11 protein-coding genes are annotated in these 14,836 nt (G+C 43.3%); 4 read left to right on the forward strand and 7 right to left on the reverse strand.

The annotated features are described in order from the left end of the window. Positions 1-74: 74 nt before the first annotated feature. The 4 genes from gwsG to MTO98_RS30185 all read right to left on the reverse strand — a co-directional run bounded on the left by gwsG (position 75) and on the right by MTO98_RS30185 (position 2,701). Positions 75-1,040, reverse strand: a complete 966-nt coding sequence (gene gwsG / locus MTO98_RS30170) for a grasp-with-spasm system ATP-grasp peptide maturase (protein WP_243482860.1) — start codon at positions 1,038-1,040, stop codon at positions 75-77. Between the two features lie 64 nt (positions 1,041-1,104). Further along, complete coding sequence (locus tag MTO98_RS30175) at positions 1,105-1,284, reverse strand: bacteriocin (protein WP_243482862.1); 180 nt, start codon at positions 1,282-1,284, stop codon at positions 1,105-1,107. Positions 1,285-1,337: 53 nt separating this feature from the next. Continuing rightward, positions 1,338-1,757 (reverse strand): hypothetical protein, encoded by a 420-nt coding sequence (locus tag MTO98_RS30180; RefSeq protein WP_243482864.1) that lies wholly within the window; start codon positions 1,755-1,757, stop codon positions 1,338-1,340. Positions 1,758-1,768: 11 nt separating this feature from the next. Beyond that, positions 1,769-2,701, reverse strand: a complete 933-nt coding sequence (locus MTO98_RS30185) for a DUF6624 domain-containing protein (protein ID WP_243482866.1) — start codon at positions 2,699-2,701, stop codon at positions 1,769-1,771. Between the two features lie 266 nt (positions 2,702-2,967). Between MTO98_RS30185 and MTO98_RS30190 the strand changes: the two genes are divergently transcribed. The 4 genes from MTO98_RS30190 (at position 2,968) to treY (ending at position 11,679) form a co-directional block, all read left to right on the forward strand. Then, positions 2,968-3,399: a hypothetical protein gene (locus MTO98_RS30190; protein WP_243482868.1), complete on the forward strand. Its 432-nt coding sequence runs from the start codon at positions 2,968-2,970 to the stop codon at positions 3,397-3,399. Positions 3,400-3,595: 196 nt separating this feature from the next. Beyond that, the gene (glgX, locus tag MTO98_RS30195) at positions 3,596-5,740 is read left to right on the forward strand and encodes a glycogen debranching protein GlgX (RefSeq protein WP_243482869.1); all 2,145 of its coding nucleotides are present in this window, start codon (positions 3,596-3,598) and stop codon (positions 5,738-5,740) included. Next, complete coding sequence (treZ, locus tag MTO98_RS30200) at positions 5,730-7,553, forward strand: malto-oligosyltrehalose trehalohydrolase (RefSeq protein WP_243482871.1); 1,824 nt, start codon at positions 5,730-5,732, stop codon at positions 7,551-7,553. The genes glgX and treZ overlap by 11 nt, the downstream gene beginning before the upstream one ends. A 55-nt stretch (positions 7,554-7,608) precedes the next feature. Continuing rightward, positions 7,609-11,679, forward strand: coding sequence for a malto-oligosyltrehalose synthase (gene treY / locus MTO98_RS30205; RefSeq protein WP_243482873.1), 4,071 nt, complete (start codon positions 7,609-7,611; stop codon positions 11,677-11,679). Between the two features lie 107 nt (positions 11,680-11,786). On the opposite strand, the gene MTO98_RS30210 is transcribed toward treY, so the two are convergent. From MTO98_RS30210 to MTO98_RS30220, 3 genes are all read right to left on the reverse strand, one after another. Beyond that, the gene (locus MTO98_RS30210) at positions 11,787-12,530 is read right to left on the reverse strand and encodes a DUF72 domain-containing protein (RefSeq protein WP_243482875.1); all 744 of its coding nucleotides are present in this window, start codon (positions 12,528-12,530) and stop codon (positions 11,787-11,789) included. Positions 12,531-13,119: 589 nt separating this feature from the next. Beyond that, positions 13,120-13,698 (reverse strand): cupin domain-containing protein, encoded by a 579-nt coding sequence (locus MTO98_RS30215; RefSeq protein WP_243482877.1) that lies wholly within the window; start codon positions 13,696-13,698, stop codon positions 13,120-13,122. Between the two features lie 147 nt (positions 13,699-13,845). Further along, positions 13,846-14,832 carry a cytochrome-c peroxidase gene (locus MTO98_RS30220; protein ID WP_243482879.1) on the reverse strand — a complete coding sequence of 329 codons (987 nt, stop codon included), beginning with the start codon at positions 14,830-14,832 and terminating at the stop codon, positions 13,846-13,848. Positions 14,833-14,836: the final 4 nt, after the last annotated feature.

Here is a 14,836-nt window from a genome sequence, read left to right on the forward strand (position 1 = left end):
GCTCTCCTCTGTAATTCAAAAGAGGTATTTTCTTTACCAACACCGGCTTGTCAATGACCTTTACGTCAATGACCTTAGTTGAGAGTAACATCATATCCTGCTTCATGGGTAATAAGATGGTTAGCAAGTATTTTTTCTAAATGATAGTTGCAAGGTTTGGATACCATTCCGAATTGGCCAATAGGATTGATCTCCAGAAAAATATAGTTATGATTTTGATCTAAAATCAGATCTGCTGATCCCGAGTTTAGGTTCAATTTAGCGAATACTGTTTTTAAACGATTCTCAACTTCATCTGGCAGTTGATAAGGTATACCCCGGTTAGGCAGCTCACTATCATATTTTCTATAGTCGGTTTCTGTTCTTTTATTGCCCTGAGATAAAATTGCCATCGAATAAAAGCGGTCATTAAAATAAAATGCTCTTATTTCGTAACGTTTCGAAATCTTTGTTTGCAGCAAGCTCGGAAAGAAGGAATCATCGAACTCATTTATATCCCGGTCATTTACCTGCTCTGTGTAGGCCATTTTAACAGTTCCCGGATTTCGAATCAGGAATTGTGATCCCATAATCTTTGTGATTACTTCTGTCTCATTTTTTAAGAAGTTCAAAGCGTATTGCTTATCTCCCGTAATCAATGTTCGCGGAATATCCAGCCCGGCATCCTGTGCCAGTTCCAGGACATAAAGTTTATTCACAAAGGCGTATAAAAAGTTATTAATGCAATATTTCTGAGTATCCAGATACTTAAAAAGGTAATTGTTAAGTACCTTGGATTCCGCATCTACTATTTCCTTGTAGTCCTCTGCCACCGGTTTTCGGAAATTAAAACTCCCCCGTCTATACCAAAGTACTTTAACCTTTTTAAGATCAATTTCATTTCCCTGTACATCAAGGACGATTTCTTTATTCAGGTCGAGATGTCTAACGTTGACCAGATCTTCTCCGTTTACCCTAAAATGTGGAACATGATTTTTTTTCAGCCATTGCATCACTTCATATGTTGACTGATCGTTTTTTTCGGAAACAATAAGTATCATAGAAAAAGAGCTTTTTATTTAAGAAGAAATAAGAAAGAAGGTACTGCAAAGCAGTACCTTCTTTTTAAGTGTAGATAGGGCCGGGAGGCGCGTCTTCCGACACGGAGTTGTCCCAATGTGAAGGTACTTCATCGTAACCATAAGTCCAGATAGACTGGTTTGTTGGTTGCTGAAGGCCTCCCATAACATTTTTTAATTCTGCTTTTTCTAAAGTCTTAAACTTTTTAGAGTTTAATGCTTCCATGAATAAATATAAATTAAAATTATGCCTACTCTTACAGGTTTTCGGCTTCCCCTTTACAAGTTCTTATCTATTAGTTGAAATCCTGATTTAATGTCCTTGGTTTTGATTAAGTATTTGGTTTCAGATTTGTCCCGGTAGTTGATGACTAACTTTATTTCATTTGGCTCAATGAAGGTGGCGGTAAACGGGTATTTATCAGCAATAGTGATGGAGCCGTCTACATAATCAATTTTATCATTATGAATTTTAAAAAAACCGATATAATTATTTAATTTACGGATTACATTAACTTTTCCGCCCGGAAAGAAAATCATTCTAAATGTCCCGGCGGAATCGGTTTCATTTTTCTTTTCCCTCCATTCCCCATATATTGAATTAGCTTTATTCATTACACCATCCTTGTTGTTATAATTGTTGCCGTATAAAGACATGCCGGAAATTCCCAAAAAGCAAAACATCAATATCGTTTTCATAATAAATTAATTTAATAACTCGTTATACCCCACTGCTTAGCATACGCCTCGATTGGCGGCAGGCCAACGGCAGCACGGCGCTCATTCACGTGCTCCTTATCTTTTATCGGTACGAATGAAAATTTGTTAGTCTTTTCATCCTTATCTAACTGTGTACCGTAGGTTTGATAGTGGTATCTGGCAGATTCGATCTTGTCCTGCAACAAAGCGAGGTTACCTTTTGATGCTGCGTTCTTATCTGCCGCATCTTTAAGCAAAGGGAAATATTTCTCCATGGTAGGAAGATCTGCATGGACGATCACCGCAAAAAGTGCCAGGTTGGCGATGTTTCCCACTTTATCGGGGCCCAGCCAGCCATATTTGTCCAGTATTGCTGTTGTTTTCTGCAGGTTGATCTTGTCCTGCGTTTTCATGCTGTCTAACAACGACTGCATTTGAGGTGATTTGAAACCGAATCTGTTCTGAATGCTGTCCGCTTTCCGACGGTAATACTGATCGGACGCGAAAATATCTTCTAATTGTTTTTTGACCGGTAGGTTGTATTGTGCGTCCAATGCAGTTTTATTATTACGAACGATAGTCATTAAATCTGCCCATCGGGAATCCTTATGAATGGATGCCAGATCAGAATCGATAGCGAGGTGCTGGTCATCGGCATATTTTCCGGCATTGGCAACTTTAAATAAATGAAAAAACGCGCTGTCCGCCTTACCGGATCTCGCCCAGGCGCAGGCTGCATTATAACGGTCATTCAGAATCGCGCGTCCGTTAAATGTGTTGAAAGCTGCACTGTAAGTTGATGCTGATTGTTGATATTCCTTTTTTTGAAATAAGGTGTCGGCTTTTTTTACCAATTGAAAATATGCTGGCGGAGGGCCGGTCTGAGCGAAAATATCGCCGGAAAATAATAAAGCCAAGCCGATGAGATATAATTTATACTTCATATGACAAACCTTAAAATTTAACTAAATAAAGAATATTATTTTTTTATCAACGAATAATTAATAAGTCAAAAATATTTGAATGGAAATTTCACGTCAATAGTTTTAACATTTTTTAACAATTCTTTTTAGCCATAGAAATGCAAAACCATATCCTAAAGATAATTCCAATTCGGAGATGTTTTGCGCACGCTCTGCCCACTTTTCCTGAACATTTGTTCACTATTGCATTTGAACAAATAATCACTTGCAGCAAACTGAAATGTATAATGGCAAACATCATCACGCTAGCACATCAGAAAAGTGGCGGTGCGAAAAGCAAGTTAGCTTTGATCCTGCCCTTGTGCTTCCAGGATGAGTTAAAGATTACCCCTATCAACTCCTATCTTCAGGGAGATTTATGCAACCTGAAAAAATGTTACCTAAAAGGAAAACGCCGCGCATTAGTACGAGAGGTTGTCTCACAAGTCTATTATGTGGATATTTTGGAAGGCTTGGCCAGGCTATTCCGTGCGACTTTGAGCACCGGGTTGTATAAGCAATTAAGAAAATTGAAATTAGTAATTAATAAACTATTATGGTCAAAGTGTTACGGAACTAGCTGTTTGCTAGTCCGCAACGGGGTGATCAGTGACTCCGGAATATCCACAAACCCTTCGCATAACTTGCTCTCACTGCTAACTGTCAATGCCCCCCTTTAAATGGGGAAAATTTATAGAAAATCAATTTTGAAAAATATTCCTGCGGCATCAATAGCATTTCTACCTGTTTCACGCTAATCTCATTTACGGCGATGTCACAGCTCGCAGCCCGTAAGTTTTGTAGAGTAATTGTTCTTCAAATAAAAACTTTTTCCCCTCTAATTAATTTAGTATTCAACAATTTGAATAACAATTAATGGAATCTAATATACTACCCGGAAAACCTTTCCCACTCGGTCCCACCTGCGACGGCAACGGAGTTAACTTTACCCTATACTCAGAAAACGCAACTGCAGTAGAACTATGCCTGTTTGATTCGGAGAATGATCAGCATGAAACAACCAAAATTTCCGTAACGGAAAAAACAAATTTCATCTGGCACATCTATATTGAAGGAATTGCCCCCGGCCAGCTATACGGTTTTCGCGTGCATGGGCCGTACGAACCTGAAAACGGCCATCGTTTCAACCCCAATAAACTGCTGATTGATCCCTACGCTAAGGCAATTTCAGGTAGTATCAAATGGAATGATGCCTTATACAGCTATAAAGTGGGAGATGAGGCGCAAGACCTGAGTTTCAGCGATAGCGACAGTGCGCCGTTTATTCCAAAATCTGTAGTCATCGATCAGCACTTCGACTGGGAGGGTGACACTTCTCCAAGTTACCAATATTATAATACAGTCATTTATGAAGCCCACGTCAAAGGCTTTACGCAGCTTAATCCTGAAATACCGGAAAACTTACGTGGGACCTATGCCGGAATCGCCCACCCTGCGAGTATCAAATATTTACAAGATCTGGGAATTACGGCGATCGAACTGATGCCTGTACACCAGTTCATTTCCGATCGGCATCTGAAAGAAAATGGATTGAGTAATTACTGGGGTTACAACACCATTGGTTTTTTCGCTCCTGATTCGAGATATTCAGGCTCGGGCACCAAAGGCGAGCAGGTTACTGAGTTCAAAACGATGGTAAAGGAACTACATAAGGCCGGCATCCAGGTCATCCTGGATGTGGTATACAACCATACTGCAGAAGGGAACCAGTTAGGGCCAACTTTATCTTTTAAAGGAATTGACAACGCTTCTTATTACCGGCTCACTGATGATAAACGCTATTATAATGATTATACGGGTACGGGCAATACCTTGAATGCCTACCTTCCAAACGTTCTGCGCCTGATGATGGATAGTCTGCGCTATTGGATTACAGAAATGCATGTCGACGGATTCAGGTTCGATCTGGCGGCAACCCTCGCCCGCGAGCTACATGAAGTAAACCGCCTGGGCGCATTTTTCGACATCATTCACCAGGATCCGGTAATATCACAAGTCAAACTGATAGCCGAACCATGGGACGTTGGTGAAGGCGGTTACCAGGTAGGTAAATTTCCTCCGGGCTGGGCGGAATGGAACGGAAAGTACCGCGATTGCATAAGGGACTACTGGAGCGGCTCGGAGAACACCTTACCAGAGTTCGCGGATCGCGTAACAGGCAGCGCCGACCTTTATAAAGATTACCGCCGCCCTACAGCCAGTATCAATTTCATCACCGCGCATGATGGCTTTACGCTTAACGACCTGGTATCCTATAATGAAAAGCACAACGAGGCTAACGGGGAAGGTAATAAAGATGGGGAAAGCCATAACAGGTCCTGGAATTGCGGCGCCGAGGGACCAACTGACGATCCGGGCATTATCAGTTTAAGGCAGCGTCAAAAAAGAAATCTCTTGACTACGCTCTTCCTGTCCCAGGGCGTGCCCATGCTCGTCGCGGGTGACGAAATCAGCCGTACCCAGCAAGGTAATAACAATGCTTATTGCCAGGACAACGAAATCTCCTGGATCAACTGGGAATCTGCAGATCATGAACTCCTGGAATTCACCAGAAAACTGATCAGCTTACGGAACAGCCACTCCGTCTTTTCCAGAAAAGAATGGTTCAAAGGCGTTGCTGTTAATGAATCGAACATAGAAGATATAGCCTGGTTCCTTCCGGACGGCACACAGATGGAAGAAAGCCACTGGCAACAGAACTATGCAAAGTCTGTGGCCATATATCTCAACGGCAATGGAATTCATGGCGTCGGTTCCGATGGTAAACAAGTTGTAGACGATACTTTTTACCTGGTCTTTAACGCGCATGACCTGGGATTAGATTATAAACTTCCCCATGAAACTTATGGCAGGCAATGGAAAGTCGTCCTCGACACGAGCACTTCCGATACAGCCCCGGACAGAATTTATAAACCGCAGGAAACGGTTCATGTTGAAGGCCGGTCTGTGGTATTGTTAAAAGACGATACAATCAGACAAAATCAGGGTCATGACGAATAGAAGGACTTTAGGCGTAAATTTTGAAGCCGGCGTAGCCGAGATTTTGCTATGGGTGCCGCAGGCAAAGCAGGTATCAATTCGCCCGGATACCGGCAACGATCTGTTACTTGAGCAAAAAACGCGCGGCTATTGGCAAATGCGCACAGGAGAGCTTCGCCCCGGAATGAATTATCACGTGGTTATCGACGGTGAAATATGGCCTGACATTTATTCTCTGTACCAGCCGGACGGCGTACACGGAGCCTCATCCGCATTCGATGTATCGGGTATGAAATGGACGGATCAGCGCTGGGGGAATATCCCGCTACAGAACTACCTGATCTATGAGCTGCATACCGGCACATTTACACCTGAGGGCACTTTTGATGGTATCGCTAAAAAATTAGATTATTTGGTGTCGCTGGGTATCACAGCCATCGAGCTCATGCCTGTAGCGCAGTTTCCCGGTGATCGCAACTGGGGTTATGATGGCGTTTTTCCTTATGCCGTACATAATTCCTATGGCGGCCCGGCCGCGCTGCAGCAACTCATTGATCAATGTCACAGGAAAGGCCTTGCCGTGATTTTGGATGTAGTTTATAACCATTTAGGCCCTGAGGGTAATCACTTCGGAAAATATGGCCCCTTTTTTACAGACAAATACAAAACGCCATGGGGAAATGCCATCAATTTCGATGATGCAGGATGTGACGAGGTTAGGCGCTATTTCATTGAAAACGCCTTGATGTGGTGCCGTGATTTCCATGTCGACGCCTTGAGATTGGATGCCGTTCATGCCATGAAAGATTTCAGCCCTGTACATGTGCTGAAAGAATTAAGACTCGCGCTGAATGATTTGATGCAAAGTACCGGGAAGTCACATTACCTAATCGCGGAATGCGATTTGAACGATCATCGATTTATCGATCAGCTCAAAGAGCGGGGCTACGGACTGGACAGCCAATGGATCGATGAGTTCCATCACGCGTTGCGGATTAGTGCAGGTGGCAAACCAGAGGGCTACTATCGCGACTTTAATGGCATTGAAGATTTCGGCGCTGCATTTGAACATGCTTATGTATATTACGGCCGCTATTCTGAACATCGCCAAAAAACATTTGGCACCGATCCGGTTGAAAATCAAGGTCAGCAATTCGTGGTATTCTCGCAAAACCATGACCAGGTCGGTAATCGTATGCTTGGGGAAAGGTCATCGGCCTTGTTCAGCTTTGAAATGCAGAAACTGATGGCGGCATCTGTTATGGTCAGCCCCTTTTTGCCGATGCTGTTCATGGGCGAAGAATATGCTGAATCCAATCCCTTTCTATATTTTGTGAGTCACACGGATCCGGAACTGATCACAGCGGTACAAAAGGGACGAAAAGCAGAATTTGAAGCTTTCCATACGGAAGGCGATGCGCCCGATCCGCAAGATGAAAACACCTTCTATCGCTCTAAATTGCAATGGGAAAAAGCCGGGTCTGGGATCCACCGGACCATGTTTAACTATTACCAGGCACTGCTCAACCTTCGCAAATCCCATCCTGTTTTGCGTGTACCGGACAGGCGAAATATGGAGGTTATCTCCAATAAAGTCAACAATACGTTGCTTTTAACCAGGTGGAGCGACGAAAAAAAGATCCACTGTCTGCTCAACTTCTCAACCCGGGAAAGGGAATGTATGCTGCCTGCATTCAAGGAGAACGTCTCGATCATTTTCAATTCAGCATCTGCACAATGGGCCGGACCAGTCATTAACAATGATGCTTTTCTAACATCTTCCCTGATTGTCATCCCAGCTCAAAGCATTTTAATATTTGAAGAATATGTTTAATCCTGTTTCCACATATCGCATACAATTCCACAAGGATTTCAACTTTAAAAATTTCATGAAGATCATTCCCTACCTTCATGAGCTAGGCGTGGTGACCATTTACGCCTCGCCGATTTTTGAGGCTACGCAAGGCAGTATGCACGGCTATGATGTAATTAATCCTCACAGGATCAATCCGGAAATAGGAACATTGGATGAACTTCAGGCAATACGCTCGAAGCTGAAAAGTTTCGGCATGAATTGGCTGCAGGACATAGTCCCTAATCATATGGCTTTTGATCCCGGTAACCCCTGGCTTGCGGACGTTTTGGAAAAAGGTCAATCTTCCGATTATGTTAGCTTTTTTGATATTGACTGGAAAAACCCCGCTTTTGACGGAAAACTGATGGTGCCTTTTCTGGGCGAACCGCTTGATGAGGCGATTAATAGCAATATGATTCAAATCAAATACGCAGCCGGGAATTTTACGATCGATTATCTCGGGCAAGGCTATCCGTTGAATCGGGAATCAGTTCTAAAAATACTGGAATCGGAAGATGCTAAACCCGTTGAATTGGTACGATTGCTGTCCGATTTTAGCAGCAGAGATTCGGTTCAGCCATTGGGAAATGCGTTACGGGCTCTAAATAATGACTTGCAAGCCTATGTTGAATCCGTTACAGATGGGATCAATCGCGATCCTGAACGGCTGAGAAAAGTCATTGATCAACAGCATTATTTGCTAAGCTTCTGGCAGGATACTGACCATAAAATTAACTACAGACGCTTTTTTACGGTCAACGGTTTGATATGCCTAAATATACAGGACGAAAATGTTTTCCAAACCTATCATAGTTTTTTGAAAACTCTGCTTGAACAGGACCTGATCCAGGGTTTGCGCGTCGATCATATTGACGGCTTGTTCGATCCAACAGCTTATCTGGACAGGCTGAGGACACTCGCAGGCGATCAGGTTTACATTGTGGTAGAAAAGATACTTGAACAGGGTGAACACTTTCCACAGCAATGGCCAGTGCAGGGCAATACGGGTTATGACTTTCTTGGTATTGTCAATAATCTACTTACCGAGACCGGAAGTAAAAAAGCGTTTACCGATTTTTACAAGAGCTTCGCGACCGACAGAAAACCGGTCAGCCGGTCGATAATCGAAAAGAAAAGCGAAATACTTTACCGCCACATGGCAGGGGAACTCGACAACCTGTACCGGCTATTCAGTAAAATCCCAATAACCCAACCAAATCTGCAAACTATTAAAGAGGAAAAATGGAAAGCGACAATCGGCGCTTTTCTGATCCACTGTCCGGTATACCGTTACTATAGCAACCGATTTCCACTCCAATTTGCTGAGGCTGATGTTTTGAAGGGAATATCCCGGCAGGTAGCAGCGGCGAACCCGGAACTTGAAGAAACAGCGTCTTACCTGAGCGAACTCTTTACCACCTTTAATCCCATTAATAACCAGGCTGATATCTCGTTCTTCTTCCAGCGTTGCATGCAGTTTACTGGGCCTTTGATGGCTAAGGGTGTTGAAGATACGCTGATGTACACTTATGACAGATTTATCGGGCATAACGAGGTTGGCGATTCCCCAGAGGAGTTTGGAATAAACGTTAATCAATTTCATGCCTGCATGATCGAGAGACAGGCGAATTGGCCGCTTTCGATGAATGGAACTGCCACACACGACACTAAACGCGGCGAAGATGCCCGGGCCAGGCTGAACGTTTTAACCTATATTCCCGAAAAATGGGTTGAACAGGTGAATGCCTGGCAGATTGCAAACCAGCAGTATAAAACAGGGAACATTCCAGATAATAACGATGAATATCTGATCTATCAAACCCTGGTCGGTTTTATCGGCCTCAACAATGAGCCGGATGATCAGACGGTCACCAGGCTGGAGGAATATCTTACGAAGGCACTTAGGGAAGCCAAATTGCACACCCAGTGGGCAGAACCGGATGATCAATATGAACAAGGGACGCTGCTATTTGCACGCAAATTACTTGGCAGCGCGGAATTCTTGAAAAGCCTGAGGAAGTTCCAGCACAGAATATCCGACGCCTTCATCAACAATTCACTCACACAGGTATTATTAAAATTCACATCACCGGGTGTCCCGGACACTTACCAGGGCTGTGAACTTTGGGATTTCAGCCTGGTAGACCCCGATAACCGGAGACCTGTTGACTATGAGCGTCGCGCATCTTCACTCCGCAAGATCAAAAGCTTTAAATACGAAGCAATTTGCCAAAACAAGGAAAATGGCTTATTAAAATTATGGCTGACACAAAAGCTTTTAGCAGAACGGAAGCTTAATCCGTCTCTATTTAACCTCGGCACTTACATCCCACTCCAAGTGGAAGGTAAATTTAAATCCCATTTCGTCGCATTTGCACGGGTATACCAGCGGCAATGGATCATCAGCATCTCGGCTCTCCATACCGCGGCGATAAGTCGGGTGGATGAAGGTTGGGCGGATACTAAAATCATGCTGCCGCCCGATGCGCCTTTACAATGGACTTCTGTTTTAACAAATGAAAAGGTATTGTTGGACACTGCAATTCCTTTAAACGAAAGTTTGCAAACTGTGCCTTTGCTTTTATTAAGATCAGAGCCTGTTTCAGAAAAACGCAGTGCGGGCATTATCCTGCATATCACCTCGCTCCCATCTCCATACAGCATCGGAGACATGGGCCCTGAAGCGCGAAGATTTATAAAATTCCTTGGACATTCGCACCAACGTTACTGGCAGTTGCTTCCGGTAAACGCTACCAGTAAAGCTTCCGGCAATTCTCCTTATAGTTCGATATCGAGTATGGCAGGCAACACTTTGCTGATCAGCCCGGACGATTTGGTAAACGATGGCTGGTTAACTGCAGAGGAGACAGCAAAGTTCAGGCGATTGGGTAATTCCATGGTTAATTACGATCGGGCAGCTTTGATCAAAAACGAATTGCTCAACGTAGCTCATACACGTTTTAAGCAGACCACTGATAATCCATTTCAAAACCAATATGAAGATTTTAAGGTAAAGGAACGGGCCTGGCTACATGACTTCGCATTGTTTGAATCCATTAAGCACTATTATAACGATAGCCCCTGGTATGAATGGCCTTATGAGCTTAAATATCGTAAAAAAAAGGCTATTGAATTATTTCAAGGCCAGCATGTGCACGAGATCGATAATTCGATGTGGCGGCAATTTATTTTTTTCCGCCAATGGCAGGCATTGAAATTATTGGGACATCAAACAGGTTTAAAGTTTATAGGTGACCTTCCCTTTTATGTAAGTTATGATTCCGCCGATGTGTGGTCCCATCCTGAACTGTTTAAGCTGGACCAGGATAAAAACCTGGCCGGTGTAGCTGGTGTACCTCCCGACTATTTTAATGCAGGCGGGCAATTGTGGAATATGCCGGTTTATAAATGGCCGGAACACCGGGCAACCGGATATGCCTGGTGGATAGCAAGAATAAAAAAGAATATGGAATTCTTCGATTTGATCAGATTAGATCATTTCCGGGGATTCCAGCGTTTTTGGGAAATTCCGGCTGGCGAAAAAAATGCCATTCACGGTAGTTGGGAACTCGGTCCCGGGGCAAAGATCTTTCAGGCTTTAAAGAAAGAAATCGGAGCTATCCCCTTTATTGCCGAAGATCTCGGAGATATCGACCAAAACGTTTATGAGCTTCGTGACCAATTTGCTTTTCCGGGAATGAATGTTTTACAGTACGCTTTCGGAGGAGATATGCCGGTCTCCGTACATGCGCCCCACAATCACTTGTCAAACAGCATAACCTATACCGGCACCCATGATAATAATACATTACTTGGCTGGTTGAAAAACGACGCTACCGCAGAGGAACGCCGGCATCTCAACGAATACTTCAGGACTAATGTCAATAGGAGAAATATAAATCGGCTGATGCTGGAAACCTGCTATGCCTCAGTGGCAGCCTTAGCCATTAGCCCATTACAGGATATTCTGGGCCTTGATGAAAAAAGCCGGATCAACGTTCCCGCGTCAAAAACCGGTAACTGGCGGTGGAGGGTAGATAGGAATATGCTGTCTGATCAAACAGAAGGGTTCCTTAGATTGCTGGTCAAACAATATAACCGGTAGTTAGCCATCGTGATCAATCAAGATGCTGCCGGAGGAAACCGCATTTAAAGGGCATGTCATAATTATCTGTATACAGAGCCGATAAGCTTATCAATTCTTTGACCAGCTTATTTATAGTGATCCGCAAGGCATTTTTTTAAGGATTGAAGATTCTCAAGCGCAGCGCCCGCGGTATTGTTGAAATAAAGATAAATAGCTTTGCCTTCTTCCTGCCATTCTTTAATATATCCGGCGTATTCATTAAGAAAACTATCGCTGTAACTTCCTTTGTAATTTCCCGACGGACCATGGAAACGCAGATAAAGAAACTCGTCAGATGTGACTTCGATTGGTGTACCCGACGCCGGCATATCCTGTATGACCATCGCAACTTGATTTAGGTTCAACAGCTCATAAGTTTCATCCTGATACCAGGAAGAATGACGAAATTCGATTGCAATCGGCCATTGAAAGGACTTTAAAGATTCTATGAGTTCCCGTAATTGGGACATGGCGTTTACATGAAGCGAGGGCGGAAACTGAACGAGTAAGCATCCCTTGTTGACCTCGGGAATAATATGGATTGTTTTCATGAAACGGCTTAAATCTGCCGCATTGAAAATAAGATTTTTCTTATGCGAGATTTCACTCCATAGTTTAAACGTAAAAAGAAAATCAGGTCCCACCTCCCTGACCCACCGGGTGAGGGTGTTTTGCTGCGGTACCTTGTAAAAAGAACTATTAATTTCGATACTGTTCTCGTGCAAGGCATAGTAACCCAGTCTGGATAATTGAGCATAGGCCAGTGGAAAATCCCGTTTTGACAGGTCTATCTGCAGACCACTTGTTCCTGCAAAAACTTTTTTCTGCATATCTAAAAAGCTGATGACAGTCTAACAAACAACCGTTAAATTGTTTGGGATAACTTGATAAAACAAATATTTATCTGGCTGCAAAGAACAATAGTATCTATTTAACTGTCTGACAATTTAAAGGGTTTACAGATGGAACTTCAAAAACGAATACAAGTCAAACGGCAGCAATACGAAGAGTACCTTAAATCAATGATCAGCAACAAAGCTTTCAAAGTAGGCTATTCCTACAATACCGAAAGCGTTTTCCTATGGGGAGACGAAACCGTCATTAATCAATTAAGACAACTCGCCCGGACAGGAGTCTAATTTACGATGTCTACATTTTTCTCATCTGAATAAGTTACCGGTCGGCTGTCTATCATAATTCTATGATATGTGCGAAGGCAAATTCAGCGTTATTATTTGTAACCTCGGATAAGGACTACGTCAGCTGCTTTTTCCGCACTTTACGGAATTAGAATCCTGATATTTCAAAATTGAACTATTAATAATTTTTATATTACCGATATATAGCATGCGCAGAATAACTATCTATATAAAACTGCCAGTTTCCATAACCTGCTATCTGGCGAACTTTTTTTTATCCTTAAAAGGCCTTTAATATATCGATTGGCGGCCCCACGCGTTCAAAACCATGTTGTTTTCTAAACTCATCCTGCTCCGCCTCGGGTTTGCCTTTCATTTGCCCTTTACTAATCGCTATAAAACACTCTTCCATTTTGCCTGCTGGTTGAAATGTTGTGAGCATCCGGCCAACTCCTTCGCCTATTTTTGAAAACGCGTGTGGTACACCCCGCGGACCGAAAACACTATCACCTGTTTTAACGTGGTGCATTTTGTCGCCTACTTTAATTATGAACTCACCCTCCAAAATGTACCACCATTCGTCTTGCGCATGGTGTACGTGCAGGTTGGGGCCACCTTTTTTTACCCGCGACGATTCGTATACATACAAATCGCCGTCCGTATCGTTTGTTGATACTTTGGTATAAAAAGTGTCCCCATCAAATAAGCTGATCGGTTTTTCAAAACGGTCTGCTCCCGCATCGGTTTTAAAACCTGTTTTCTCCCTGAACTTGGAATGGATCTTGGCAGTTAAACTAAGAGGGCTGGCCAAAACAGCACCGCTTAGGGATAAAATCCGTAAAAAGGCGTCTCGTTTCATTGTTTTAATTTAAGCATAAATAGTTTCAAAACTGGTCGCAATGCTTAGCGCATTGCTTATATGATAAAGTAAATGCATTTCAAAGCCGACCAGATAGCGAACTTTCGATATCTTGCCGGATCAGGCCCGCCAAAAAGCCATAAACTCTCATAGTCTATTTAAATGGTTTGACGCTCCCTTGTTTTTCAATTTCGCTGCGAAACGTTTATCCGTTAAGGAAATCAGGAAATTTTCCAGGTCGGTTTTCTCCTGCTCTGTTAAACCCATTGGCGTATTGAGCAGCGTATCACGGTTAATGGAGCGGGAAACTATTTTATCCGGATCATTATAGTAGTCAATCACCTGCCGTAATGTTTTGAACATACCGTTATGCATATAGGGCGCCGTAATCGCCACGTTACGCAAAGCACCTATCTTAAACCTGCCTACGTCACTCTCTTTTTTAGTTACACAGGCGCGGCCGCTATCTCGTAATGCCTTGCCGTCGTAGAGACCAATGGAACGAAATTCTACATCGTTGAAGTCGGGGCCAAAATGACATTGGATACAACGACCTTTGGTATTGAAGATAGCAAAACCACGTTTTGCCGATTCGCTGACGGCCGCTTCATTATCATTTAAGCGCCAGTCATCAAATGGAGAATCACCGGCTTCTAACGTTCTTTCAAATGCGGATAATGCTTTGGCTAAATTAGCACTATTGGCTGCCTCATGGAAAACAGTTTGAAAAGCTGCCTTATAAAAAGCATTGTGTTGCAACCTCGATACGGCTGTCGCTACCGGTAAGTCCATTTCGATAGGATTTTGAAGCGGAATCAGGGCTTGCTGTTCCAGGGTGGTGGCGCGCCCATCCCAAAAAAATGCGACCTGTAGGCTCATATTCATGGCTGATGGGGTATTGCGCACACCTTTCCGCCTGTGCACTCCTAAACTAACGGCAGAGGTATCAGCAAAGGCGAACTCTTCTTTATGGCATGACGCGCAGCTGATCTTTTTAGTACGGGACAGGATCGGATCAAAAAACAATTTTTGGCCAAGTGTTGCCTGCGTTAAAGAGTCGGGGGATTTAAATGCGCTCTGCGAGATAACGAGGACAGCGCCAAGCGCCAGGATAATCATGCAAAGCTTTTTCATTTGA

Origin of the sequence: Mucilaginibacter sp. SMC90, from assembly GCF_022811725.1 — a bacterium.
GTDB lineage: Bacteria > Bacteroidota > Bacteroidia > Sphingobacteriales > Sphingobacteriaceae > Mucilaginibacter.